Raw genomic sequence first — 25,818 nt, 5'->3', positions numbered from 1 at the left:
ATTATTAATTATTAGTAGGGGCGAATGGCCATTCGCCCGTTTAAACGTAATATCATGAAATTTTTACGAGAAAAACGATTAGAAGCTTATACCTTAAAACGTCCCCAAGAAGTTTTACTGGTGACAGTTGAAACCGCAGGGGAACAGGATCAAATTATGATTTTTAAAGGCTTTTCAAGTTCTTTAATGCGTCCCACTAATTTTGATCCAGAAGTTCCAATTTTGACGGAAGAGGCTATTATTATACAGATTGATCGCTTGGCTAGTCCTTATCATCCTCATGAACCCAAATATTTGCAACAGGGGATGACTTGGGAGGAAATGGAAATTATGTTGGATTAACTTTATTCTAAAGGTTCATTTTGCAATATTTCTACCGGTTTTTTGAACACTAAAGGTCTTTTTTCTAACTCTGGTAAAGCAATTAATTCTCGTTGTCTTTCTCTAACCTTATTCGGCATTAACATCGGTAAAGGTTCTGCTTGTTCTCGCCAACAATTAGCTACGGGTAAAGTATGTTCAAGATCCTCTAATAATCTGGGAATAATCATCACCGCATGAAGTTCTCCAATCCTTTCTGCTGCTTGTATTCCCGCTTCAATGGCCACGGCCACATTAGCCACTGATCCTCGAATAATGGCTGTACATAAACCATCCCCAATAATCTCATAAGAAGCCAATTGTACATCGGCTGATTTTAACATGGCATCAGCAGCCCCTACCATTGCCGGAAACCCCCTGGTTTCTAAAAGTCCGATAGAACTGTTACTTAAACGACTATAACCCTGTTGTTGTTGGGCCATTTCCACTAAATAACTACCAATGGGAAAAATAGCCTCTAAATTAGGCATCGGGCGAGGAATCACTAATTTAGAAATGAGTTGGCCGAACTGTTCGGCGGTTTTTGCCCCTTCTTCGACTGCTAAGCGTACATCTGCTACTTTTCCTCGTACTATCGCTGTACAATGACCACTGCCGATTTTTTCGTATCCGACTAAGGTCACTTCAGAGGATTTAAGCATCATATCTGCCGTCCCGACAATGGCTGGAAAACTGTGGGTTGAGACGAGGCCTAAAGCACTATCACTAGGGAGGTAAGATGATTTCATTGCTTGTTGAGAGGCTTGTCGTTGGGTTGAACCGGCTAATCTAGTCATCAAATCTAAATTTATTCCCTGAACATAGTCTATAAGTCCAATAGACTATTCTGATACTTTCTAGTGTATCGCGTTAGGATTAATCATTGCTTAAGATTACTCAATACTTAGATAAGATTTGATAATATAAGTCTCGTGTTAAATATTCTATGAACGACGATAAATCACCGGAAATCTCAGCCCAACTGTCGGAAGAAGACGCTAACCAATTACTGCGATCGCTCCTTCATAAAGAGGGAAATTGGGTATATTGGGGGAAAACCTGTCACCAGCTACAAAAAGCAGGTTATAACGGACAATTTATCTTTGAACAGACTGGATTTCAAGCTGTTCAACAAAATTTAATTGTTGTGGCGGCCCAAGTTTATGAAAGTTTATTAAATGAGGATGTCTCTGAGGAAGTTTTGGCCTATTATCTTGGGCCCAAAAGTGATGTTCTCTACGAATTTCGTATCCTTAACCAAGAACAACGGGCAGTTATCGCCCAATTAGCTTATAGCAAAAATCTTGATAATCAAACTGCGAAGGAAGTTGCTAAGGCTTTTCAAGAATTTTCCCGTCTGTCTCAACTTCCGTCAGGGTTTATTGTCCATCCTGGAGATGCGATCGCTTATCAATGTTGGAAACAAGCGCGACAAAAAAGGGATCTCTCACAGAGGACTCGGTTGATTGCTAAGGGGCTTAAATTTGCCCACTCTGCCACAGCCAGAGAAGCCATTGAAAAGCTTTTGAGTGATTTTACCATTATTCCTGAGACGAGTGCGCCTTTAATTCCTCTCCATCGTCTAGAAGTACAAGAGGAGATATGTCGCATTATTCCGGTGGTGGGAACCCTCCCTTTGACGAAAAATGACTTAGAGGGGGTAAAGACTTTAAACCCGGTTTATCCTTTTCATCTTATTAATTATTCAGGAACCGGATCAGTCATTCCCCTACCAGGATGGCGCGCAGTTTTAAAAGCACAAGATCCCGTCGGTATTTTGTGTATGAGTGATCAATTACCGAAAGATTTAACAGGGAACCCGGAGGAAGTTTTAATATTAGTTGATCGACAAATAAATCAGTGGAATGCTAATAGTTATTTTCTCATTGAAGAAGAAGGACAGTTAACCTTTAAATGGTTTGAAGAAATGCCTTCAATTCCCTTATTAGGTCAAATCGTTATTGTGGTACGTCCTAAAAAGGTTTTTGATGAAAATAACATTTTAGAAGCTTGGCAAATGGATGATTAACCATAAGCCCGCGTAGGCGGGCTTTGTTTTAATAGCTTAACCCTTTAGGGTTTAATATTTAAGGAATAAAAGGACTAACATCACTAGCAGAACAACCCGCGATCGCTGCTAAATTAATATTTTTTTTCTCAACAGTTGAAGGGATAAAAGTATAAGCTAAATCAAGACCTTTACCATTAATAGAAACTTGCCAAAAATTTTCATAATCAACAGTTCCAATCGAGATAGAATTTATGGTCATGAGTTGGGGAATTGTTTCACCACAGGGTTCACATAACAGATAAATAGTTTGTTTAAGATTTAATAAAGATACGGCCCTTAATGCTTGTTCTTTTGTAATATACGCACATTGATCAGCATAAGCAGGTAAACTAATTGATAAGGTTATTATTAAGGTTAAATTGATAAGTTTCATAGGTTTCATGTTCAATAATTCATAATTCATAATTCATAATTCATAATCTATAAGCTGTTAAGCATCTAAATTGGTTTCTGGAGACAAGGGAACGCCGGAACGGGGAACAGTAACAGTAAGGGTTATCAGCTTTTTTAACTAATGAGAGAATACCCAGTTTAAATGCGTCTTAGCTTAATTCATAATTCATAATTCATAATTCATAATTCATAATTCATAATTCATATTTCATATTTTTTTTAACTAGATAAAGTTAATTGAGAACCTTGATTAGTTTTATACACTTCAATTCTATTTTGAAATGCTTCCTTAAATTGAGGCATATGGGTAACAGCTAAAATACAAGAAAAATCAGATGAAATTGCATTAATAGCCGCAATTAATCTGTCACAACCTTCAGCATCTTGTGTACCAAAACCTTCATCAATAATCAGCATTTGTAGAGAAGTTCCTGCTCTTTGTGCTAATAAATTAGCTAATGCTAACCGAATCGAAAAATTAATACGAAATGATTCACCCCCCGAATAAGTTTCATAAGCACGAGTCCCCTTAGAATCAGCAATAAAAATATCCAATGTATCTATCATTTTAGCCTGTTTTTTACGAGAATTACCACTTCTACTGGACTTTTGTGTGATGAATTGAATATATAATTGATTCCCTGTTAATCTGGATAAAATTTGATTTGTTTCTGCTTCTAATTGAGGTAAAACATTTTCAATCATTAATGCTTGTATGCCATTTTTACCAAATGCGTCTCCTAATTCTTTATAAATCAAATATTTTTTACGAACTTCTTTAAACTGTTTGTCATAGTCTTCATATTGTTGTTGAATAGTTGTTAATTGAGATAAAGATTGTTCTAATTTTCCCTGTTGACCTAAACATTCATCTAACTTATGTCTTCTCGTTTGAATTTGTTTCTCTAATATCATTAATTCTTGTTCACTATCTTTTATAGTAGCTATTTTATCTGATAAATCTTTCATTTGTTCTTCTATTTTTAAAACTTCATTTGTTTGTAAATCTAATCTAAGTTCTAAGCTTTCAAGACGTTCTTTAAGTTGAGGATATTCTTGTTTAGCTTGTTGTAATTCTTGATATTTAAGTTGCCAAGATTGAGCTTGACGCAAAGAATTTAAGATGGTTTGATGATAAGATTGCTCATATCCTAATTCTTTTAAATATTGTTCTAATTCATTAATTTTGTTTTTGATTTCCGAGTTAATATACAGGTCTTTTATTTGCTTATCTAAGTCTTGAATCTTTTGAATAAGTTCCGGTTTTTGTTGATTAATAATCCCTTGACGACGAGTTGCATCAGCAATTTTAGCTTGTTGAATTTCTGCTTTGCGCCATTTATCTACTTCTCCTCTCACTAAAGCATGAGTTTGTTCATCATAATTAAGCTCTTTTAATTTTTGTGTTAATATATTAAACTCAGATTGTAATTCTAATCCATAGGTTTCTGTTGTTAGAGATTCTTCTATTTGTTTGATTTCTTGTCTAACCTTCTTGAGTTTAATTTTAATCTCTCCTACTTCCTCTAATTTAGCATCAACTTGCATAAAATCTTGTTTTAAACTATCATAAGATTTAACCTCTCTTTCTAGCTGAATATTCTCGGAATCTAGATTTCTTAAATCTCGTTTATTGATTAAGATTTTTTCTTTAATTAACCAAATCTGCTCTTGAATTTGTTGTAGTTTAATTTGGGTTTTTTCAACTACATGATAACGATGATTATCATCTAAACCTTGTTCACATAAAGGACAAATAGCTTCAGGAATATCTAATAATTTTAATTTTTGCTCTAATTCTTCTATTTGCTCCTCATAACTGCCCTGGTTAACTGTTAACTTCTCTTTTAATAATTGTTTTTCTTGTCTTTTTTCTTGAACTCTCTTTTGATAAATTTTCTTTTTTTCAATAGCTTCTATTTTACCATCAATCTCTTGTAAAATATTTCTTCTTTGTGGTATTTTATCGAGTTCTAATAAAAATTGTTTCTCTATTTGATGTAACTGTTCGAGTTTGGCTTTTAAATTAGCTTTAACTCGTTCAATTTGTATTTTTAAACTGTTCTGTCTTTGGACTAAAGGAGTTACTTGATGTTGCAATTTATCTAATTGATGTAACCGTTGACGATGTAAACGTAATTGTTCTAACCCTGATTTTACTTCATCGGAACGCTTGAGAATTTGTTCTAATTCTTGTTCCTGTTGTTGTAAACTTTCTAATTTGGTTTGTCTTTGACTAATTTGTAATTTTAACTCATTGTATATTTTTAGTAATTTCTGTTCTAATTCTTGTTTTTGCTGTTGGGTTTCTTGATAAGCTTTAAATTGCTCTGATAATTTAGCTTGTTCTTGTTGTAATCTAATAAATTCTTGATAGTGTTGATTAATGTCTGATTCTTGATCTATAAGAGTTTTTTTCTTAGTAATATTAGGAATTAATTCAGCTTTTTCTTGAATTAATCTTTGACGATCTTGTATTATTTTTTTATATTGATTTTGTTGCCAATTTAACTGTTCAGTCCAGATTTTTCTTTGATTATTTATTTCTTGAACTTCTTGTAATCTCTTGATATCTGTATCTTGTTCCAATTGTAAGGTTTTAATATCTTGAGCTAATTTTTCTTGTTGTTGTTTAAAGTCGGTTTCTTGGGTTAATTGTTGTTTAATTGATGTTAAACTTAATTGTATTTGTTCTGCTTGTCCTTTATACTGTTTTGATAAATCTTTGGCTTGAGTTGCTAAAAATTCATACTGATCAAGTTTTAATAACTCTGCTAAAATTTTTTTTCTTTCTGGTGCTGAACGTAACATAAATTCATCTGCCCTTCCTTGACGTAAATAAGCAGAATTAACAAAGGTATCATAATCAAGTTTTAGAGTAGTAATAATTTGGTCTTGAGTTGTTTTAACTGTCTTCTCATTAATAGAGCGAAATTCTCCCCCACTTTCTATCTGAAAATATAAGGAAATATTGCCACCACGCTTACGAATACGAATAATACGATAGGTTTCTTGCTGACTAATAAATTGATAATCAACTCGTACATTATCAGCCCCTAAATAAATCAAATCTTCATCTGTAGCAGTTCTAGTTTTACCCCAAATCACCCATGTAATAGCTTCTAGTAAAGAAGATTTTCCGGCCCCATTTGCTCCACAAATACAGGCAGTATGTAGTCCTCTAAAATCTAGAGTTGCCTCTCGATAACTTAGAAAATTTTTGAGAGTCAGTTGCAAAGGAATCATGAAAATCAAGAAAATCCAAGAAAATTTTAAGCAGATCTTTTTAAACTACTATTGTTTAGTTTAGTCATCTAAACTTTAATAATTCTACTCTTTAAAGTTAAATCGTTACAATTATTTATAAATTAATACACATAGGGGCGGGTTTTCACTAAAATTTGCAAATTATCACCAAAATATGCCATAAATTCCCCCAAAACAGTCGTATGGGCGGGTTTTCACTAAAATTTCCCGATTATCACTAATATATTCCATAAACCCGCCCATCACCAACATATTCAATAACCCATAGACTCTACCGATAGTGTCACGGTGGGTTACGCTATCACTAACCCACCCTACTAATAACGTATCTGCGTAAGTCCTGTTGAATAAACCCGCCCATTGCCAATATATTAGATAAACCCCCCCAAAACCATTCGTAAGGTTATAATTCCCTCCAAAGTGGGCGCAGGAATCATTTTTCCTCTCAAGTCCAGAAGTTGAACTATAATAAGATAAGCAACTGCTAATAAGATAGAAATTGCTCCAGTAATAATAGCGACAATTTTTTCTTGATTCATTATTCCTTATCCCTTATTGATGAGCTAAAATAGAAATATTTATATCTAGGATTATAGACTATAACGGGCAAGATGCGGCGTTCCATATTTATATATAAATAAAACCACTAATTTATTGATTCTAATGTCAACAACTAAAACCGAAATTATTCACCTTATCCCAACCTGGAAAATTAAACTACTTTATGATGGAGAATGTCCTTTATGTTTAAGAGAAATACGATTTCTACAAAAACAAGATAACCAACGGGGACTGGTTTCATTAGTAGACATTGCTGAACAAAATTATCATCCCGAAGAACATGGAGGAGTTGACTACGAAACAGCAATGGGGCGTATTCATGCTATTTTGCCAGATGGTACAATAGCAAAAGATATAGAAGCCTTTCGCTTAGTTTATGAAGTATTAGGACTGGGTTGGGTTTATGCTATTACTAAATTCCCTGTTATTGAGGCTATAGCTAATTTGTTTTATCGTATTTGGGCAAAATTGCGTCTTCCTCTCACTCGACGACCTAATTTAAATATCTTAGTAGCTCAACGTCAACAAAAGCAACAAAACAGCAGATGTAAACTTAACTCTTGTCAAGATTAAAGATTTTTGGTTCCACCGGACAAGTTATGCTAAATTGTTACAAATGATAGACCTTAACTCGCTCAGAGTTAAGATATACAAACAAAGGTTGCCTAAGCAACCTATAATTGCAGTCCGCGCAGGCGGACTTAGTCTTTATAGGATCAGACTTGAGTCTGTCATTAATTATTAATTTAGCATAGTTTGTCCGATAGAACCAGATTTTTTTAAGATTTTTATCTTTTTTTAGATACAATTCTTCACTACCAATTCACCAGAAAAATTTGTATAATCTTATCTGTGAAATATTGTACATTATTAATTGGTTAAACATTCTCAAGACAGACAAATTCGTTCTGTTTAATGAGTTTAATCTTAATTACTTCGGTGTGAAGAGTGATCCCATGTCTAACTTATTGCATAATATTCTCAAAAAAACCACCTGGATTTTAGGTATTTCTGGTATAATTACCCAAGCAGCGATCGCGGCCCCAGAGCAAGAAACCACTAATTTTGAGACAATTTCTCCTACAGAAGCATTAGGAGTTATTCGCAATCGTCCTGAACTACAAACCCCTCTTAATCGTAGTCAGACTCAACAGTTTAATGACTCAGCCGCTAGTCAACCCATGTCACAAGTAACCAGCGTTTCTGAGTTAAAAGACGTATCACCCACAGATTGGGCCTATGAAGCGTTACGCAGCTTAGTAGAACGCTATGGTTGTATTGTGGGTTATCCTGATCGTACGTTCCGAGGCAACCGCGCTGCCTCACGTTGGGAATTTGCAGCCGGGTTAAACGCTTGTTTAAACACCATTGAACGACTATTACAAGAGAATGTAGCCGTTTTACGGGAAGATATCGAGAAACTCAAACGATTAGCCCAAGAATTCGAGCAAGAATTAGTCGCTTTAGGCTCAAGAGTCAGTAATATTGAATCTAGAGTCGCTTTTCTCGAAGATCATCAATTTGCCACCACTACCAAACTAAACGGAGAAGCCATTTTTACCGTCTCTGATGCTTGGGGAGAAAGGGCCTTAGATTTTCGAGAACAAGATCTTTTGAACCAAGGATTACTGGAAAGACGACGCATTGACGACAAAGGGGTTTTAGGTTATCGGGTTCGTTATAACTTCGATACCAGCTTTACAGGGGAAGATTTGCTCAAAACCCGCTTTGAATCAGGAAGTATCGTTGATTGGTCAGACCCCACCGGAACCAATATGGCCCGCTTAGGTCACGATTCTCAACTCAATGGTAACGCCATTATCGATGATATGTATTATCGCTTCCCTGTGGGTAATTTGACCGCTTGGGTGGGGGGTAACTCCCTTGATATTGATGATATCTTTGATGTGGGCAACCCTTTCTTATTCGCGGAAGAATCAGGGGCCTTGTCTCGTTTTATCCGCTATAACCCCCTAACCTTTCGTGGTTCAGAAGGTAAAGGTATTGGGTTATCTTATAAATTTAGTGACGCTTTCATCCTCAGAGGTCTATATCTGACCAATAATGGTAATAATCCCGATTTGAATAACGGTTTATTCAACGGTAATTACAGTACAGGGGCCCAATTAGGGGTCTATCCCTCAGATGCCTTGAGTTTCACCTTGACTTTCTTGCATACCTACTTCAAAAATGCCGAAAGCGATATAAGCTCTAGTACAGGAAGTTATGTTGAACCGAATAACCAAACCAGTCAAACTGGAACAGGAATAGCCAGAGATCCATTCTTAGGCGCGCCTACCATTCGGGATAGTTACGGTATTACGGGAAATTGGCGTATTAGTCCCAGTTTTAACCTGTCAGCTTGGGGCGGTTATGCTCTAGCCCGCGCCCAGGGATCTGATGCTGATGGCAACAGTCGTAAAGGCTTTGGGGCCGATATTTGGGCCTGGAGTGCAGCCCTTTCCGTCATTGATATAGGCAAAGAAGGGGCTGTGTTTAGTGTAGCCGGAGGCCAAACGAGTAATGCCAGACGTATCGATGCTTTAACCGGAGATTTAACCATTCCTGACCAAGATACTCCTTATATTGTAGAAACTCAGTACAAGTATCCCATTAGTAATAATGTTTTGATTACTCCAGGAGTTTATGTGATCATTAATCCTGATGGGAATAATCAGAACAACAGTATTTGGGTGGGAGCTATCCGAACCACATTTACCTTCTAAATTGTTTATGCAACATTAATCACACAAGAGGGGCGGGTTTATTCAACTTTTTTGTGGGCATCATAAAAGAGGGGCGGGTTTATTCAACTTTTTTGTGGGCATCATAACTCCTGTAAAAAACCCGCCCCTACAAAAACCCGCCCCTACAAAAACTCGCCCCTACAAAAACCCGCCCCTACAAAAACCCACCCCCCATTACTGTCCAAAGTCTAGCCGAGCTTGTTCTACGAGTTCGGCTGTAACTTCGTTTAAACTGGAGGCCCGGGCCAAAGCTTCAATCCGTTGACGGGCCTGAGTTCGCACAAAATAAGGAATATTCTTCAGTTTTAGTTCTGCTTCTGCTGTCCAATGCAGGGTATCACCTAAATTAAAATCACTCATGACAGTGAGATATTATGATTTGAGGGTTTAAAACACTCTATTTGAATTATAGCAGAAGTAGTTAGCTTAATTTTGTCTACTTCAAACCTACAAACCTTTATAGATAGGGGTTTTATCCCGTGAGCAAGTCTTTAAAATATTATCTGTTCGCTCGTCTATTATTAGCCCCGTTGATGATTTGGACGATTATCACTCTCGTTTTTCTCCTCTTACGGGCAACTCCTGGAGACCCTGCTGATGCTATTCTGGGTAATCGGGCTCCTGAATCAGCAAAATCCGCTCTACGGGAACAATTAGGCTTAAATCAACCGTTATGGCTACAATATCTCATTTATCTCGGTCAAGTGCTTCGTTTTGACTTAGGCAGTTCCCTCACCAGTAATGGCAAATCAGTTTGGCAAATTATTGGTGAACATTTCCCTGCTACGGCTGAGCTAGCTTTCTATAGTATGATCATCGCAGTGGTAATAGGGGTGACAATTGGCATTTTGTCCGCTTCTCGTCCTAATACTTCCGTAGATGTAGGAGGGCGATTATTTGGCATTATTACCTATTCTTTGCCGATTTTTTGGGTAGGAATGCTTTTACAATTGATTTTCTCGGTACAGTTACGTTTGTTTCCCTTGGGAACTCGTTTTCCCCTCGATCAAACCTCTCCTAATCCTATAACGGGCATTTACACCCTTGATAGCTTATTAGGGGGAAATTTAGGGCAATTTTCTCTATCTATCTACTATTTAATCTTACCTAGCTTTACGTTAGGGATTCTATTAAGTGGGATTTTTGAACGCATGGTACGGGTCAACTTAAAACAAACCTTACAAGCTGACTATGTAGAAGCCGCTAGAGCGAGAGGAATTCCCGAAAGACGTATTTTATTAGCTCATGCCCTTAAAAATGCCTTGATTCCCGTTATTACGGTGTTAGGATTGACTTTTGCCTCTTTATTAGGTGGGGCCGTCTTGACAGAAGTAACGTTTTCTTGGCCAGGATTAGGAAATCGGTTATATGAGGCGATTTCTGTGAGAGATTATCCGACAGTTCAGGGAATTATGGTATTTTTCGGAGCTATTGTCGTATTTGCTAGTATTTTAATCGATTTAGCTAATGCTTATGTTGATCCTCGCATTCGTTATTAATGTGGGAAAGACAGAAATTCCGTAGGGGCGGGTTTTTGACTAATATGGCTGATTTTCACTAAAAAATCAGATAAACCCGCCCTGACACCATTTTAGTAATAGAGGCGAGTTTATTGAATTTTTTGGTTGAGTAAGTAGTCGGACATATTTTATATAATTAGTTTTGTGTAGCTACATATCAGATCAACCCGTCCTTAAACCATTTCAGAGGTAAAAGTGGTTTATAATTGGGTTTAATAGTTACTTCATAAATTATGATTCATAATTTATAATTCATAATTCATAATTCATAATTTATATGAAACGTATTTTTGCAATTATTTTGATTATTTTATGTTTATTTCCTTTAACAGCTTGCGCCCAAAAAGCAAATGCGAATCAAGTTGTTTTAGCCGTATTAAGTGATCCTAAAACATTTAATGCTGTTTTATCTCAAGAGTCTCCTAATATCTTCGGATTGACTTATGAAGGATTAATTACAGAAAATCCCATTACAGGAATTAAAGAACCTGCTTTAGCTGAATCTTGGGACATTTCTGATGATAAATTAACTATTACTTTCACTTTAAAAGAAAGGTTAAAATGGTCAGATGGTAAACCCCTAACTGTTGATGATGTAGTATTTACTTATAATGATTTATATCTAAATCCCAAAATTCCTAATAATTATCGAGATAGTTTTAGAATAGGAAGACAAGGAACATTTCCTCAAATCAAAAAACTCGATGAACGACGCATCGAATTTAAAATAACTGAACCCTTTGCCCCATTTTTAGATAATGCGGGAGTTCCGATTTTACCTGCTCATATTTTACGAAAAAATATTGAGAAAAAAGATAAAGAAGGAAACCCTGAATTTTTAACAGTTTGGGGAACGGATACTCCTGTTGATAAAATTATTGTTAATGGCCCTTATAAATTAAAAGAATATGCCACCAGTCAACGAATTATCTTTGAAAAGAATCCCTACTATTGGAAAAAAGATGAAAAAGGAAATCAACTGCCAAATATTGAACAAGTAATTTGGACAATTGTAGAATCACCTGATACCTCTTTATTACAATTTCGGTCTGGGAGTTTAGATTCTATTAGCATAACACCAGATTATTTTTCTTTATTAAAACGGGAAGAAGAACGAGGAAATTTTACTGTTTATAATGGGGGTGCAGCCTTTGGAACTAACTTTATGGCTTTTAATCTTAATCAAGGAAAACGGGATGGTAAACCCTTAGTTGACCCCATAAAATCAGCTTGGTTTAATAACCTTAACTTTAGAAAAGCGATAGCTTATGGTATGGATAGAGAACGGATGGTTAATAATATTTATCGCGGTTTAGGGCAACCTCAAAATACCCAGATTTCGGTACAATCGCCTTTTTATAACAAAAAAATCGAAGGGTATCATTATAACCCAGAAAAAGCCAAAGAATTACTTTTAAAAGAAGGATTTAAGTATAATAAAGCAGGGGAATTATTAGACGCAAAAGGCAACAAAATTAGATTTTCCTTAATTACCAATGCCGGAAATAAAATTAGAGAAGCTATGGGGGCGCAAATTAAAGAAGATTTAAGAAAGTTAGGAATACAAATTGATTTTAGTCCTTTAGCCTTTAATGTATTAGTAGATAAATTAAGTGATTCTTTAGATTGGGAGGCTCATATTCTGGGATTTACTGGAGGAAATGAACCCCACGCCCCTAATATTTGGTATATAGACGGTAATTTACATATGTTTAACCAAAAACCTCAACCTGGGGCTAAACCCTTGACAGGGCAAGTTTTTGCAGATTGGGAAAAACAAATTGAGGATTTATCTGTGAAAGGTTCTCAAGAATTAGAACTAAAAAAACGTAAAGAAATTTATGATCAAACCCAAACTTTAGTGTCAGAATATTTACCTTTTATTTATTTAGTGAATGGTTATTCTTTAGCGGCAGTCAGAAATCGTTTTAACGGTATTCAACATTCAGCATTAGGTGGCACATTTTGGAATATTGATGAAATTTATGTTAAAGATAATGAGTAAAAATTGCACTTGCGTTTTAGCGGTTCTACTGAACTTGCAATGTAAAATTCATAAATTAATAAAGGCTAAAGCCTTATTCTATAAGAACAAAGGCTGTCTACACAGCCTAATTCTAAACTTGGGTCGCCAGGTTTCGCTCTTATAGCTTAATTTTACTTGTCTATTAATTAATCCAAAAACTATTCCTCTGAAAATCCATCAATTTCATTACAAACCTCATAAAAATCTGTTTTAGGTGGGTTCACAAATAATGGCCCCATTTCCTCTAAAACTTTTTGATAAATTTCATTCTTATTAGCTTCCATATCCTCAATTTTTTCCCACATAATGATAGCAATCCCTTCATCTGTTCCAGGTTTTTGTAACAGAAATGCTCCTTGAAACCCTTGCTTATAACTAGATACTGCTTTTTCGTAAAGTCGTTGCGCTTCAGCAAACCGCCCCGGTTTGAATTCACCAATGGCAACATAGGCGTATTTATGCTTAAGAAAATCGAGAAATTCTGACATGATAGAACTGTTAAAGACTACTTTACTTGATAGCTTAATTTTCCTCAGCTTTAGCCTTTATTTAAGCGTTTCTTAACACAATCTTTCAATTTCTGTGGCTTGAGTGGGTAAATCAATAGTCAATACCTCTGTTCCGGTTTCTGTCACTAAAACATCATCCTCAATGCGAATTCCCCGTACATCAGCAAATTGGGCTAATTTTTCCCAATTAACATCATTTTGATACTTTTCGCGCCTTTGGGAATCGTTTAAAATGGCTGGAACTTGATAAAACCCTGGTTCTATGGTAACTACCATCCCAGAGGCCAAAGGTCGATCTAAACGTAAATATTCTAAACCAAAGCGATCGCTACGGTGTCTTCGGGTCTCATAACCTGCTAAGTCCCCCAAGTCTTCCATGTCATGTACGTCTAACCCTAATAAATGCCCGATACCATGGGGAAAAAATAAGGCGTGAGCATCTTTTTCTACTAAATTATCAGGATTTCCCCGCAAAATACCCAGATTAACTAATCCTTCTGCGATTATTCTCGCCCCTAATAGATGTATCTCCCGATATTCTACCCCTGGCTTCATGGCTTCAATACAATTATCATGAGCGGCTAGTACAATGTCATAAATGTCCCGTTGTGTTGCCGAAAATTTGCCCCCTACTGGCCAAGTTCGGGTAATATCTGAAGCCCATCCTAACTGGGTTTCAGCCCCCACGTCAGCTAATAGCAAGTCCCCTTGTTGTAGGGGATGGTGATATTCTTCATTGTGTAATACTTCTCCATGTACGGTGACGATACTACCGTAAGCACAACTCATATTATGAGCCATGATCACCCCCTCCATTGTACCCCTGACTTGAGCTTCTGTGGTGGCGAGTGCAGTGCTTTTCATGCCTATTTTATGAGCTTCTATAGAAACCTTGACAGATTTTCTAATTTGTGCTATTGCTTCTTGATCGTGAGTTAATCGTAAGGTAACTATAGCTTGGGCGAGGGTTAAATCTATCTCTTTTGGGGCGTTAGAGGGGAAAATAGGGCGATTTAAGATGTTTTGTTGCTGTTGATAGGTAGCTAGGTCTTGTACCCCTATGGTAGCAGCATGGGCGGTTTTGGGGAGTAACTCCTCTAAAGGATAAGCCCGATCTGCTCCTATTATAGCCGCGATCGCGTCTCTGGTGGGGGTTTCTCCATGCCATAGGGTACTCTCAGGGGCAGGATCATCTATAAATAGCTCTAATTGACCATTTTCTAGACGAATAACGGCATTTTCTAGGGAAATTCCGGCAAAATAGAGGAAATGACTACTAGCACGAAAGGGGTAACGGTTGGCGCGAAAATTGCGTGATGGGGCTTTTCCCGACCATAATATGACAGGAATATCGATTAACTGGGCTAACTTTTGTCTACGTTGTTTTAGGGTAGTTATAAATAGACTCACTATACAAACGAACCTTGCCTATTATTAGGCTGTGTAGACAGCCTTTGTTCTTATAGTATCAGGCTTTAGCCTGTAATAGTTAATAAAACGATTAAAAATCATATTATTAGGCTGTGTAGACAGCCTTCGTTCTTATAGTATCAGGCTTTAGCCTGTAATAGTTAATGCCTTTTTATTTTTTCCTCCTTCAAATAAATGTCCGTCTTCTAATTCAATAATCCGATCTGCCATATCTAGAATACGATTATCATGGGTAACAATTAAAATTGTACACCCTTGTTTTCTAGCTAATTCCTGCATTAATTCTACAACATCATGGCCTGATTTACTATCAAGAGAAGCAGTAGGTTCATCAGCTAAAATCATCTTCGGATGACTGACTAAAGCACGAGCGATCGCTACTCTTTGTTTTTGTCCACCGGATAGATTTTTGGGATAATAATTAACCCGATCGCCTAATCCTACAGATTCTAACATAGCAATAGATTTTTGTTTAGCTTCATCCTTATATTTTAACTCATGTAATTCAACGGACATTTGTACATTTTGTCTAGCAGTTAAACAGTCTAATAAATTATGAGCTTGAAAAATGTAACCTATATAACGACGAATTTTAACTAACTGATCTTTTTTGGCTTTTACTAATTCTTGTCCCAACACTTTTAGACTTCCTGTTTGAGCAGATCTTAACCCTCCCATTAAGGTTAATAATGTAGTTTTTCCCGAACCTGATGGCCCTTTAAGAATAACAACTTCTCCTGATTTTAACTCTAAATTAATATCAAAGAGAATTTGTTTTTTGAGACTACCTTCTCCAAAATAATGATCTAAATTTTTAATAGTAACAACTGGTTTTTGAGTCATAATTTAATCATGCCTTTATTTGTTAGGATTAAATATAATATAGGGGCGGGTTTATTTAATCTATTTGTTAGAATCATAAATTGTTGTGAAAACCCGCCCCTACGGTTAAAAAATATCTGCTGGATCAGCCGCTCTTAATTTACCAACGGCAACCCCTCCCGAAAGACAACACATAATCACTGTTAATATTAACACAGTCATAGCTCTTGCTAAAGTCATCATAATGGGTAATCCCGTTGCTTTAGCAGCATTAATATACATAAACATGGCAAATCCAAACCCTGGTAGAAAACCAATAATGCCTAAGATTATGGCCTCTTGGAACACCAATGTTAATAAATAAAAATCGGTGTATCCCATTGCTTTTAGGGTAGCATATTCAGGCAAGTGATCGGCCACATCTGTATACAAAATTTGATAAACAATTACCGTACCTACCACAAAGCCCATGATAGTCCCTAAAGTAAAAATAAACCCAATAGAAGTTCTATTTTGCCAAAAACTTTTTTCATGAGCAATTAATTCCTCTTTAGAAAAAAATTGAATGTCATCATGAGAAAAATTATCTCTTAAAAATTTTAAAGTTGCTTCTACATTAGTATTCGGTTTTAATTGAATCACCCCAAGATCAATTAACCCCTGTTGACGAGCAGAAAAAAGCCGCAAAAAATTCACATCACTGGTTATAATAGTTCCATCGGCCCCAAAAGATGTTCCTAAAGAAAATAAACCGCCGACTTTTATCTGTCTATTTCCTATTTCTGTTGTAACGGTTTTTCCTTGATCAAAAAATTCAGCAATGGGGCCAAATTCTTTGCGAGAACTACGATCAAATAAAACTGTATCTTGTTGTTTTATAACTGATATATTTTCAGCAATTCCTGGTAAATTTATGGTATTTATACTAGGATTTAATCCAATGACAAATACACTACGAGTTTGGCGTTCAACCGGATTTTTCCAGTTCGATAATCCTACATACATAGGAATAACAGATTCAACATTATTAACCCCTAAAATATCATAGAGTCTTCTTTGAGAAAAACTTCTTAAAGCTGTGAAGCTATCTGATTTAGAATTAAGGACAAAAACATCTCCTTCTAAACTCTTATGTAGTCTAACTGCGCTATCAAATAAAGCATCTCTAAAACCTAACTGCATAAACATTAATACATCGGCAAATGTAATGCCAGCAAGAGCAATAATTAGTCGTATCTTTTCATGGGTTAATTGTAAAAAAGCGAGAGGAATTTTCATGATATTTATAATAATATTTTAGCCGTTACTTTGGCATAGGTTAAGTCCCTGACTTTTTGACTAGAAGCAGGATCAAGTAATATTTTAACCTCCACTACTCTGACATCAACATCAGCCGCCGGATCAGTATTTAATACATCTTTTTTGCCAATTTTTAAACCAATTTGATGTATGGTTCCTTTTAAGTTTCCAGCAAAGGTATTGTTTTCACTTTTAATAAGAGCTTTTTGTCCGATTTTAACTTGATTAATATCACTTTCATAAACTTCAGCAATGACCATCATTTGTTGGGTTTTACCAATTTCCACAATACCATTAGTATCATCAGCTTTTTCTCCTGGATAAGTATTAATTTTAATAACTTGTCCCTCCATAGGAGAGCGAACATAAACTAAGTCTAAATCCTGTTGCGCTTCTGTTAGTTTAGCTAAGGATTGGTCAACTTCAGCTTGTGCTTTTTGTACATCCACAGGACGAATTTCTGCAATACGATTTAAAGTGGATTTTGCCACTTGAATTTGTTGGGTTAAACTCTGAATTTCTTTATTAGATTGAGCTTTTTCTGCTGCAATTTGTTCCGTTAATGTATTAACAGTTTTTTTGAGTCTTTGTTGCGCTTCTATTACACTTTCTTTGGCTTTATCTAAGGCTAATTGACGCTTTTCTAAATCTGAGTCAGAAATGACCCCATCTTGTGCTAGAATTTGATAGCGTTTGTATTCTCTTTGAGCATCTTTTAACTCCGCTTCTAAGCGTGCAATAGTAGCCTTTTGTTCTTGTTTTTCCCCTTCTAATTCCATCTCTAACTGAGAAATTGTCGCTCGATTTGTGGCAGTTTGTCCAGTTAATTCTGCCGATAATTGCTCAATAGTAGCTTGTTGAGCTTGAATTTCTCCAGTTTTCGCCCCTGCTTGTACAATATCTAAGTTAGCCTTAGCAACATTAACCGCTTGTTGAGCAACGGTGACAGCCGCCTTTTTTTTGTCAAAATTGTCTAATATAGCTATATTTTGACCCTTTTGTACCTTATCCCCCTCCTTGACGAGCATTTGACTAATTTTTGCTCCTCCTTGAGTGGGAGGAGGGGCGACATGAATCACTTCTCCTTGGGGTTCGAGCCTTCCCAGGGCGGAAATGGCTTGTACCTTGGGGGGAGTCACAATAGGCTCGACAGAAGCCTCTGAGGACTGTCTAGGGCTAAATCTAAGGATATAAATAGCGGTGCTTCCTAGCAATAATAATCCTAAAACGGAAACCGCGATCGCCCATTTTTTGCCTCCTTTGGGGACTAGCAAAGGTTTTGACTGTGTTACTGGACTCATAGGGGTTGATCGGCAAGTGTAATCATACTAGACTGTACAGTTTGATTATAGCGAAAAAAACCAGAGTCAAGCATAAATAATATTTAAATTAGAACCGCAAATCTTAAGATAATTGACCAAGCAAGGGAAAACGAGAGGGTTTTCGCAAAACTTGGGCGTAGAGGGTTTCTAGACGGCTAATATTCTTGCTGAGGGTATATCGTTCCAAGACTCGCTGTCTGGCTTTTTGTCCTAGAAGTTGAGTAATTTCAGGATGATCTCGAAACAGAGGTAAGAGAGTATTTAATTGAGTCGTCACTCCTTGGGTATTGAGTACCACTCCGGCCCCATCTTCTAAGACTTCCCCATCGGCCCCCGCATCAGTGGCCACACAAGCGACTCCGCAGGCCATGGCCTCTAAAAGAGACAGAGATAACCCTTCCACCAAAGAAGGTAGAATAAACACCTCTGCTGCGCGTAAAATATCAATACGTTGTTGTTCATCGGCCACAAATCCTAACCAATGGATACCGAATTCTGGGCCATAAAAAGGTTCTAAAGAAGATTTCAGGGGGCCATCTCCGACAATAAGCAATTTAACCCCTTCTCCCATCTCCGTCTGTTTCCAAGCTTTAAGTAAGGCCTCAATATTCTTTTCCGTAGCGATACGTCCTAAATAGACAAATAAACGCTTAGCTTTAAATTGAGATTTAACATAGGATACTCCAGGAGAGTATTTTTGTGGATCAACCCCATTAGGAATAATAGCAATTCTGTCTTGAGGAACCCCTAATTTCATGAGTAAATCTTGCTGTAGACGAGAAAAGACAATTACCTTATCATAATTAGCTAAAAACGGTGCATATAGCTGATAAGTGAGGAACTGGGTACTAGATTTAAAATTTCTTAGTTTGCTATCAAAAGGGGGGTGAAACGTGGCAATTAGGGGTAAATTGAGGGCCTCACAAATTTCCGGAAGACGAAAATCTAAGGGAGATAGGGTCAAAGAAGCGTGAACCACATCAGGTTTAAGCTTTCCCAGAGATTTCATCAGAATTTTACTCGATTTCGGGGTAGGAATAGTGTAAATCTGAGATTTATAGAAAAAAGGAAGAACAACTTCAGGACAATCAGGCCAAGTAGTTTTTTTAGACTCTTCTTGAGAAAAATGGAGAAAACTCACCTGATATCTTCGGTCTAGGAGAGCATTGGTAATTTCCCGACCATAAGTGACATTTCCACAGAAAGGGGACTTTTTCCCTAGCCAAGCGATGTGCATTCAGATTAAAGAGACGAATGAATATAGAAGGACTGATAAAGATGAATTTAATTATTATCTGGATGATGCGGTAAATTACGCTATTTGTCAATTTAACTGATGACGTTCTTCTTGTTTTATATGATAAACCCCAAGGGGTTATTCTTGAGGTCTAATTTTCAGTATATACGTTTTACTTGAAGTTTTCCCTATCTTCTGCGGTTTGAACAATTTCTCTGGGTCAATTTCTTCTCCTGTTTATGTTACCAGTAGTAACGTAAATAGTATACTAATCATTCAATTAAGTTATGATGATGTTGAACAGGGGGAACTGGTTACTTTAATTGGCAGTCATAATGGGATAGAAATTGCTGTTAATGGAGCCAACACCCAGCAACAATTAGGGATAAATTGGGGAGATCATCTAACTATTAGTTTAAGTTAATTTCTCGAAGTTGTGCTATCCTTTAGGTTATTTCTAGCGATTCAGTAGTTTTGTGGGAGAGAATGGGGTAAAGGACCATGAATATTTTGGGAATTTCAGCTTATTATCATGATAGTGCTGCCGCTTTAGTACAAGATGGAAAAATTTTAGCAGCAGCACAAGAAGAAAGATTTACCCGCAAAAAACACGATGCTAGATTTCCGAAAAATGCCATTCTTTATACTTTTACAGAAGGGAAAATTCCCCTACAAAAAATAGATTATATTGTTTTTTATGAAAAACCTCTTGTCACCTTTGAAAGACTATTAGAAACCTATCTAGCTTATGCTCCTCAAGGGTTTCATTCTTTTCTGACAGCCATGACAGCTTGGTTACAAGAAAAACTTTATCTTAAAACTGTTTTAAAGAAAGAGTTAGCTAAATTGGCTAATTGTAAAACCTCTCAACTTCCTCCTTTATTATTTACTGAACATCATCAATCTCATGCTGCTTCTGCTTTCTTTCCTAGTCCCTTTGAAAACGCTGCTATTTTGTGTTTAGATGCGGTGGGAGAATGGGCAACTACTTCTTTATGGTTAGGGGAAGGAAATCAAATGATTCCTCAATGGGAAATAGATTTTCCTCACTCTTTAGGGTTGTTATATTCTGCCTTTACTTATTATACCGGATTTAAAGTTAATTCGGGAGAATATAAATTAATGGGGTTAGCTCCTTATGGAGAACCTAAATATGTTGATCTCATCTTTGAAAATTTAATTGATCTCAAAGATGATGGCACATTTCGTCTTAATATGAAATATTTTAATTATGCGACTGGGTTAACTATGACTAACCAAAATTTTGATAATCTGTTTGGTAGTCCTCCCCGTAAACCCGAAAGCAAGCTAACTCAAAGAGAGATGAATATTGCGGCTTCTATTCAAAAAGTAACCGAAGAAATTGTTTTAAAATTAGCTAATACTGCCCATCGAGAATTAGGATTAGAGAATCTTTGTTTAGCCGGAGGAGTAGCCTTAAATTGTGTCTCTAATGGACGACTTTTAAGAGAAGGAAAATTTAAAAATATTTGGATTCAACCCGCCGCAGGAGACTCTGGAGGAGCCATTGGAGCAGCTTTATCTGTTTGGTATCAATACTTAGAAAAGCCTCGTAAAGGTTCATCATCTGATCATATGCAAGGAAGTTATTTAGGCCCAAAATTTGAGTCAGAAGAGATAGAACAATATTTAAAAGATGTCAAAGCAAATTATACTTATTTAGAAGAAGTACAATTATTACAAGAAGTTGCTCAAATTTTAGGCCAAGGTAATGTAGTTGGATGGTTTCAAGGTCGTATGGAATTTGGCCCCCGTGCATTAGGAAATCGCTCAATTATTGGTGATCCTCGTAATGAGAAAATGCAGTCAGTCATGAACTTAAAAATTAAGTATCGAGAGTCATTTCGCCCCTTTGCACCTTCGGTTTTATTGGAGCGAGTTTCTGATTATTTTGACTTAGAGACATCGAGTCCTTATATGTTATTAGTCGCTGAGGTTAAAGAAGATTTACATCTGCCTATGAATGAGGAACAAAAACAATTATTTGGTATCGAAAAACTAAAGCTTCCGCGCTCAAAAATTCCCGCTATTACTCATGTTGACTATTCAGCAAGAGTGCAAACTGTTCATCCTGAAACTAACCCTCGTTACTATAAATTAATTAAGGAATTTGAAGCCTTGACAGGTTGTGGTGTTTTGGTTAATACTTCCTTTAATGTTAGAGGAGAACCAATTGTTTGTACCCCAGAAGATGCTCATCGGTGTTTTATGCGGACAGAGATGGATTATTTAGTTTTAGGTAATTATTTATTAGCTAAATCTGAGCAAACTCAATGGCAAAAAGATGAGTCTTGGAAAAATGAATTTGAACTTGATTAAAACAAGGAAATTTAAGGAATATGTTTGAGGAAATTTCTAAATTAGACAAAAAAGGTTTACGGGAGTTTGGCTTAGTAACTGGAGGGATAATTGCAGTATTATTTGGGTTAGTATTGCCATTAGTGTGGGGTCATCATTTACCCTTAATTCCCTGGATAATAGGTGGAGTTTTATGTAGTTTAGCCATTTTTATTCCCCAATCTCTTGATCCGATTCATTATAATTGGATGAGGGTAGGACAGGTGCTAGGTTGGGTTAATAATCAGATTATTTTAGGTATAATTTTCTTTATTGTTGTAACGCCGATGGGCTTAATCATGAGATTATTAAATCGAGATCCCATGACAAGTAAATTTGAGTTTAATCTAGAGACTTATAGAGTTTCTAGTAAAATTAAAAGTAAAGTTAGCATGGAGAAACCCTATTAATGGAAGGATTTATTGATTTATTAAAAGATCTTTGGGGCTTTTTAAACGAGCGTAAAAAGTATTGGTTAGCTCCTTTAATTATTACTTTAGTATTATTAGGAGCCTTAATTGTCTTTACACAAGGATCAGCGATCGCGCCCTTTATTTACACTCTATTCTAGTGAAAACCGACACTATTTTTTATCGTCTCTTTCAATCTTTTCCTAGTTTTTTCTTTGAACTAATTAATCATACTCCAGAAGAAGCAAAATTCTATGAGTTTTCTTCTGTCGAAGTCAAACAATTAGCATTTCGTATTGATGGGGTGTTTTTGCCAAAAATAACAACTCAACCCATCTACTTTCTGGAAGTTCAATTTCAAAATGATAATAATTTTTATGGGCGTTTCTTTAGTGAAATTTTTCTTTATTTAAGTAAAACCCCTTTAACTGCTGACTGGAAAGGAGTAATTATTTATCCCAGTCGTCAAGTCGAATCATATAATAGCCAACGTTATCAAGAATTGCTCAATTCTCAGAGAGTTGAACGTATTTATCTCAATGAATTAGAAAATCGTCCCCAAACTTCCGTAGGACTTGCTATAATTGAATTGATTGTAAGTGAAGAAAATCAAGCCATTGACATTGCTACTCCTCTCATTGAACAAGTACGTCAAGAAATTACAGATGAACAACAACAAAAAGAACTTTTAGAATTATTAGAGACAGTTCTTATTTATAAATTACCTCGTATTAATCGTCAGGAAATAGAAGCTATGTTTAGTTTAAGTGATTTGAAACAAACAAAAATATATCAAGAAGCGTTGGAAGAAGGTAGACACGAAGGCAGACAAGAAGGTAGACAGGAAGGTAGACACGAAGGTAGACAGGAAGGTAGACAAGAAGGTAGACACGAAGGTAGACAGGAAGGAGAACTATTGAGTAAATTAGCATCGATTCCCCGAATGTTAAAATTAGGACTGACCTTAGAAGTTATTGCAGAGTCATTAGATTTACCATTAGAAAGAGTGCGAGAAGAAATCAATAAAAACTAAGATCTGTTACCTTTCTAGATGAGATAAAATATAGAAAAAATCTAACAAATAGTGACCAAATAATGGTATATTATTAAATAGATTAAAGCGAAATCGTGGCTAGAGTTTAACCCCATGCTGATTGATAGAAATCTCTCTAAGTACATCATCTTTGCTGAAGACAGCATCCTTAATGCCCTCCAAAAAATTAGTGATAATAAAAGCCGTATTATTTTTTCGGTAACTGAATCAGGAGTATTAGAAGGAATTCTCACGGATGGAGATTTTCGACGGTGGTTAATTGGACAAAATACTATCGATTTGAATCAGTCAGTTGCGACTATTTCTAATAAACAATATAAATACGCTGCTTTTGACGAAGATCCCGAAAAAATTCGCACTTATTTTTCTGAACAAATTGAATATATTCCCCTACTTGATCATAATGATAGATTAGTAGCGATCGCTCGTAAACGCCCTAATGAAATTCAAATTGGGTCATTTATTATTAATAAAGATGCTCCTACTTTCATTATCGCTGAAATTGGTAATAATCATAATGGTAGTTTAGAATTAGCCAAAAAATTAATTGATGAAGCGGTCAAAGCTGGAGCCAATTGTGCTAAATTTCAACTAAGAAGTTTAAAAGCACTTTATCATAATGCAGGGGATGCGAATGATGCTAGTGAAGATTTAGGATCTCAGTATACTCTAGACTTACTTTCTCGTTTTCAACTATCTCCCCAAGAGATGTTAGAAGCTTTTGATTATTGTCAAGAGCAAGGAATTTTACCTCTATGTACTCCTTGGGATTTAGAGAGTTTAAATATTCTAGAAAATTACGGTATGAAAGCTTATAAAGTAGCTTCTGCTGATTTAACAAATCACGAATTACTTAAAGCATTAGTTAAGACCGGAAAACCCCTAATTTGCTCCACGGGAATGTCAACAGAAACAGAAATTATTGAATCCGTGCAACTGTTACAAAGATTGGGAGCTATGTATATTTTACTCCATTGTAACTCTACTTATCCTGCCCCTTTTAAAGATGTTAATCTTAACTATTTAACCAGATTAAAAGAACTAGGAGATTGTCCAATTGGTTATTCTGGTCATGAAAGAGGAATTAATGTAGCGATCGCGGCGGTAGCTAAAGGTGCTAAAGTCATAGAAAAACATTTTACCCTAGATAAATCAATGGAAGGTAACGATCATAAAGTAAGCTTGTTACCCGAAGAATTTAAAGCTATGATTGAGGGTATTCGTCAAGTTGAAGAAGCGTTAGGAACCCAAGGGGAAAGAAGATTAAGTCAGGGAGAATTAATGAATCGAGAAACCCTGGCCAAAAGTTTAATTATTAACTGTAATTTAAAACAGGGACAAATGATTACACAAGAAATGATTGAGATCAAAAGTCCAGGAAAAGGATTACAACCCAACCGCAAACAAGAATTAATTGGAAAACGAGCTAAAAGAGCTTTTAAAACGGGTGATTTTTTCTTTTTAAGTGACTTAGAAGAAACTCAAGTTAAACCCCGTAATTATACGTTTAAACGTCCTTGGGGCTTACCAGTACGCTACCATGATTTTAAAGTACTTTTGCCCAAATCTAACCCTGATTTATTAGAATTTCATCTGAGTTATAAGGACTTAGAACAAAATATTAATGAATACTTTGATCAGCCTTATGATCTAGATTTTGTGGTTCATAGTCCTGAATTATTTGCGGGAGATCATGTTCTTGATTTATGTTCTTTTGATGCTGAATACCGTCAACATTCTATTGAAGAATTACAACGAGTTATTAATATTACCCAAAGCTTAATCTCCTTCTTTAAAAAAGCTTCTCGGCCTTTAATTGTAACTAATATTGGGGGATTTACTAATGATGCACCTTTAGCTGTTATAAAGCGTCAAAAACTTTATGATTTACTCCTTGACAGTTTAGCTAAACTAGATGCCGATGGAGTCGAAATTATCCCCCAAACTATGCCGCCCTTTCCTTGGCATTTTGGTGGACAACGCTATCATAATTTATTTGTTGATCCTGATGATATCACTAAATTTTGTTCAGAAAATAGCTATCGAGTTTGTTTAGATATATCGCACTCTAAATTAGCTTGTAATCATCATAATTTATCCTTTAAGGAGTTTATTGAACGAGTAGGCCCTTATACATCCCATCTTCATATTGCGGATGCACAAGGGTTAGATGGAGAAGGATTACAAATTGGAGAAGGAGAGCTTGATTTTCCTGCTTTAGCGGAATATTTAGCTAAAACATCCCCTAATGCTTCTTTTATTCCTGAAATTTGGCAAGGACATAAAAATGAAGGAGAAGGTTTTTGGATAGCATTAGAACGGTTAGAGACAATTTTGTAATATTTAGAAGCTTAATTAATCAAAATGTTTGAAAATTTTAACTTTCCCGAAAAAGGATCAGCTTTCTTCATTTTGATTGTCTTAATTTTCA

General features: G+C 36.0%; 23 protein-coding genes. 12 read left to right on the top strand and 11 right to left on the bottom strand.

What is annotated here, in order from left to right; genetic code table 11:
* Positions 1 to 54 precede the first annotated feature (54 nt).
* Positions 55 to 342, top strand: a complete 288-nt coding sequence (locus AsFPU1_RS20040) for a DUF7734 family protein (protein WP_124975878.1) — start codon at positions 55 to 57, stop codon at positions 340 to 342.
* Positions 343 to 344: 2 nt separating this feature from the next.
* Here AsFPU1_RS20040 and ccmO read toward each other — a convergent pair whose 3' ends face one another.
* A complete protein-coding gene (gene ccmO, locus AsFPU1_RS20035; protein WP_124975807.1) occupies positions 345 to 1,157 on the bottom strand; it encodes a beta-carboxysome assembly protein CcmO in 813 nt (270 codons plus the stop codon).
* Positions 1,158 to 1,306: 149 nt separating this feature from the next.
* On the opposite strand from ccmO, the gene AsFPU1_RS20030 reads away from it, so the two are divergent.
* Positions 1,307 to 2,389, top strand: coding sequence for a RuBisCO accumulation factor 1 (locus AsFPU1_RS20030; RefSeq protein WP_124975809.1), 1,083 nt, complete (start codon positions 1,307 to 1,309; stop codon positions 2,387 to 2,389).
* 58 nt (positions 2,390 to 2,447) lie between these two features.
* On the opposite strand, the gene AsFPU1_RS20025 is transcribed toward AsFPU1_RS20030, so the two are convergent.
* The 3 genes from AsFPU1_RS20025 to AsFPU1_RS22805 all read right to left on the bottom strand — a co-directional run bounded on the left by AsFPU1_RS20025 (position 2,448) and on the right by AsFPU1_RS22805 (position 6,630).
* Positions 2,448 to 2,804, bottom strand: coding sequence for a hypothetical protein (locus tag AsFPU1_RS20025; RefSeq protein WP_227873558.1), 357 nt, complete (start codon positions 2,802 to 2,804; stop codon positions 2,448 to 2,450).
* A 239-nt stretch (positions 2,805 to 3,043) separates the two neighbouring features.
* On the bottom strand, positions 3,044 to 6,070 hold the full coding sequence (gene sbcC / locus AsFPU1_RS20020; protein ID WP_124975813.1) for an exonuclease subunit SbcC: 3,027 nt from the start codon (positions 6,068 to 6,070) through the stop codon (positions 3,044 to 3,046).
* A 392-nt stretch (positions 6,071 to 6,462) separates the two neighbouring features.
* Complete coding sequence (locus AsFPU1_RS22805) at positions 6,463 to 6,630, bottom strand: hypothetical protein (protein WP_172957524.1); 168 nt, start codon at positions 6,628 to 6,630, stop codon at positions 6,463 to 6,465.
* Between the two features lie 124 nt (positions 6,631 to 6,754).
* Here AsFPU1_RS22805 and AsFPU1_RS20015 point away from each other — a divergent pair, with 124 nt between their 5' ends.
* Both AsFPU1_RS20015 and AsFPU1_RS20010 read left to right on the top strand, forming a co-directional pair.
* Positions 6,755 to 7,225: a thiol-disulfide oxidoreductase DCC family protein gene (locus AsFPU1_RS20015; RefSeq protein ID WP_124975815.1), complete on the top strand. Its 471-nt coding sequence runs from the start codon at positions 6,755 to 6,757 to the stop codon at positions 7,223 to 7,225.
* 383 nt (positions 7,226 to 7,608) lie between these two features.
* Positions 7,609 to 9,378, top strand: a complete 1,770-nt coding sequence (locus AsFPU1_RS20010) for an iron uptake porin (RefSeq protein ID WP_124975817.1) — start codon at positions 7,609 to 7,611, stop codon at positions 9,376 to 9,378.
* 195 nt (positions 9,379 to 9,573) lie between these two features.
* Here AsFPU1_RS20010 and AsFPU1_RS20005 read toward each other — a convergent pair whose 3' ends face one another.
* Entirely contained in the window at positions 9,574 to 9,759 is a 186-nt protein-coding gene (locus AsFPU1_RS20005; protein WP_124975819.1) for a PCP reductase family protein, read from the bottom strand.
* A 119-nt stretch (positions 9,760 to 9,878) separates the two neighbouring features.
* On the opposite strand from AsFPU1_RS20005, the gene AsFPU1_RS20000 reads away from it, so the two are divergent.
* Together AsFPU1_RS20000 and AsFPU1_RS19995 are read left to right on the top strand one after the other, a co-directional pair.
* Positions 9,879 to 10,898, top strand: coding sequence for an ABC transporter permease (locus tag AsFPU1_RS20000; protein WP_172957525.1), 1,020 nt, complete (start codon positions 9,879 to 9,881; stop codon positions 10,896 to 10,898).
* A 298-nt stretch (positions 10,899 to 11,196) separates the two neighbouring features.
* On the top strand, positions 11,197 to 12,924 hold the full coding sequence (locus AsFPU1_RS19995; protein WP_124975821.1) for an ABC transporter substrate-binding protein: 1,728 nt from the start codon (positions 11,197 to 11,199) through the stop codon (positions 12,922 to 12,924).
* 179 nt (positions 12,925 to 13,103) lie between these two features.
* On the opposite strand, the gene AsFPU1_RS19990 is transcribed toward AsFPU1_RS19995, so the two are convergent.
* The 6 genes from AsFPU1_RS19990 to AsFPU1_RS19965 form a co-directional block, all read right to left on the bottom strand.
* Positions 13,104 to 13,433 (bottom strand): antibiotic biosynthesis monooxygenase, encoded by a 330-nt coding sequence (locus AsFPU1_RS19990; protein WP_172957526.1) that lies wholly within the window; start codon positions 13,431 to 13,433, stop codon positions 13,104 to 13,106.
* Between the two features lie 72 nt (positions 13,434 to 13,505).
* Entirely contained in the window at positions 13,506 to 14,864 is a 1,359-nt protein-coding gene (locus AsFPU1_RS19985) for an aminopeptidase P family protein (RefSeq protein ID WP_172957527.1), read from the bottom strand.
* A gap of 147 nt (positions 14,865 to 15,011) precedes the next feature.
* Positions 15,012 to 15,728, bottom strand: coding sequence for a DevA family ABC transporter ATP-binding protein (locus tag AsFPU1_RS19980; RefSeq protein WP_124975825.1), 717 nt, complete (start codon positions 15,726 to 15,728; stop codon positions 15,012 to 15,014).
* A gap of 105 nt (positions 15,729 to 15,833) precedes the next feature.
* A complete protein-coding gene (devC, locus tag AsFPU1_RS19975) occupies positions 15,834 to 16,985 on the bottom strand; it encodes an ABC transporter permease DevC (protein WP_124975827.1) in 1,152 nt (383 codons plus the stop codon).
* A gap of 5 nt (positions 16,986 to 16,990) precedes the next feature.
* Complete coding sequence (locus AsFPU1_RS19970; protein WP_124975829.1) at positions 16,991 to 18,307, bottom strand: ABC exporter membrane fusion protein; 1,317 nt, start codon at positions 18,305 to 18,307, stop codon at positions 16,991 to 16,993.
* Positions 18,308 to 18,410: 103 nt separating this feature from the next.
* Positions 18,411 to 19,565 carry a glycosyltransferase family 4 protein gene (locus tag AsFPU1_RS19965; RefSeq protein ID WP_124975831.1) on the bottom strand — a complete coding sequence of 385 codons (1,155 nt, stop codon included), beginning with the start codon at positions 19,563 to 19,565 and terminating at the stop codon, positions 18,411 to 18,413.
* A gap of 202 nt (positions 19,566 to 19,767) precedes the next feature.
* Between AsFPU1_RS19965 and AsFPU1_RS19960 the strand changes: the two genes are divergently transcribed.
* From AsFPU1_RS19960 to AsFPU1_RS19940, 6 genes are all read left to right on the top strand, one after another.
* Positions 19,768 to 19,989 carry an SAM hydroxide adenosyltransferase gene (locus tag AsFPU1_RS19960; RefSeq protein WP_172957528.1) on the top strand — a complete coding sequence of 74 codons (222 nt, stop codon included), beginning with the start codon at positions 19,768 to 19,770 and terminating at the stop codon, positions 19,987 to 19,989.
* Positions 19,990 to 20,066: 77 nt separating this feature from the next.
* A complete protein-coding gene (locus AsFPU1_RS19955) occupies positions 20,067 to 21,905 on the top strand; it encodes a carbamoyltransferase family protein (protein WP_124975835.1) in 1,839 nt (612 codons plus the stop codon).
* Between the two features lie 20 nt (positions 21,906 to 21,925).
* On the top strand, positions 21,926 to 22,333 hold the full coding sequence (locus AsFPU1_RS19950; RefSeq protein WP_124975837.1) for an SxtJ family membrane protein: 408 nt from the start codon (positions 21,926 to 21,928) through the stop codon (positions 22,331 to 22,333).
* Positions 22,333 to 22,494, top strand: a complete 162-nt coding sequence (locus AsFPU1_RS22800) for a DUF5989 family protein (protein ID WP_172957529.1) — start codon at positions 22,333 to 22,335, stop codon at positions 22,492 to 22,494. Before AsFPU1_RS19950 ends, AsFPU1_RS22800 begins: the two co-directional genes overlap by 1 nt.
* Positions 22,494 to 23,366 carry an Rpn family recombination-promoting nuclease/putative transposase gene (locus AsFPU1_RS19945; protein WP_124975839.1) on the top strand — a complete coding sequence of 291 codons (873 nt, stop codon included), beginning with the start codon at positions 22,494 to 22,496 and terminating at the stop codon, positions 23,364 to 23,366. The genes AsFPU1_RS22800 and AsFPU1_RS19945 overlap by 1 nt, the downstream gene beginning before the upstream one ends.
* A 114-nt stretch (positions 23,367 to 23,480) precedes the next feature.
* The gene (locus AsFPU1_RS19940; protein WP_124975841.1) at positions 23,481 to 25,727 is read left to right on the top strand and encodes an N-acetylneuraminate synthase family protein; all 2,247 of its coding nucleotides are present in this window, start codon (positions 23,481 to 23,483) and stop codon (positions 25,725 to 25,727) included.
* Positions 25,728 to 25,818: the final 91 nt, after the last annotated feature.

This window comes from Aphanothece sacrum FPU1 (assembly GCF_003864295.1).
GTDB classification, from domain to species: domain Bacteria; phylum Cyanobacteriota; class Cyanobacteriia; order Cyanobacteriales; family Microcystaceae; genus Aphanothece_B; species Aphanothece_B sacrum.
Note: the sequence above shows the minus strand (reverse complement) of the source record. Positions and strands in the feature narration are given on the sequence as shown.